The organism is Oleiphilus sp. HI0117, assembly GCF_001635235.1.
On sequence record NZ_LWGA01001347.1, the window covers coordinates 1 to 971 of the forward strand.

At 39.8% G+C, this 971-nt stretch carries 1 protein-coding gene; it reads left to right on the top strand.

The annotated features are described in order from the left end of the window. Positions 1-286 precede the first annotated feature (286 nt). A partial coding sequence (locus A3757_RS23190; RefSeq protein WP_231878362.1) for a putative solute-binding protein occupies positions 287-971 on the top strand: 685 nt, incomplete at its 3' end.

The window sequence follows — 971 nt, forward strand, 5'->3', positions numbered from 1 at the left end:
CTCTCGGATACAAGGACGCTCAAGCTAAGTCCAAGGAGCTTGAAAGTTTCTTTAACGCAGATATGAAAAACAGCTAACCAAATTTAACAACTCCTCTCTGAAAATGGTAAGCAATTGTATTTACAAGAAAATATTAATATTGCCAAAATTTAAATCTATTTTTGTGACTAGCAGTCAATTTTGATGTCTCTTTTCGAACATGTCTTTGTTATTATTCGCACCATAATAACGATAAGAAAAGAACGTTCTTACACATCAAACAATTAATGAGGATTAAGGAAACATTATGACATTTCGTCGAATTATACTTGCGCTAGTAATGCTGTCGACTGCTGCCACAGCTTCTGCACTTGAAAAGAAAAAGTTCTGTATGTACGACCCGGTTGGAAAAAACGGTCCTGCAATGACATTCTTCGCTGACTTGAAAGCAAAAGCTATTCCTTGGGGTCTAGATATCCATTTGGAAGCTTTTACCGATGAAAAAGTTGCCTCTAATGATTTTAAAGCCGGTATGTGTGATGGTGTATTTCTTACCTCTATATTGAGTAGCCCATACGTTCCATTTGGTGGTACCTTGGATGCAATTGGTGGCATCAACAACGAGAAGCAGCTTGGTATCGTTCTAAAGGCCTTGACTAACCCGAAAGTTGGCAAGCTACTTACGAATGGTAATTACGAGATGGTTGGTACTTTGCCTGTTGGTTCTGTTTACCTATTCGTAAGAGACAGAAATATTGACTCAGTTGAAGAATTTAGCGGCAAAAAGATCTCGGTTCTTAACGAAGATCCACAAAGTTTGAAGCTTGCTAACCTAGTTGGTGCGTCTCCGGTCGGCACTTCTTTGACCACTTTCTCGGGCCAGTTCAATAACGGTAATATCGACATTCTACCAATGGTCGCGCTTGGTTATAACGTATTTGAGTTATATCACGGTCTCGGCGAGAACGGCGGTATTATCGACGAAAAACTCC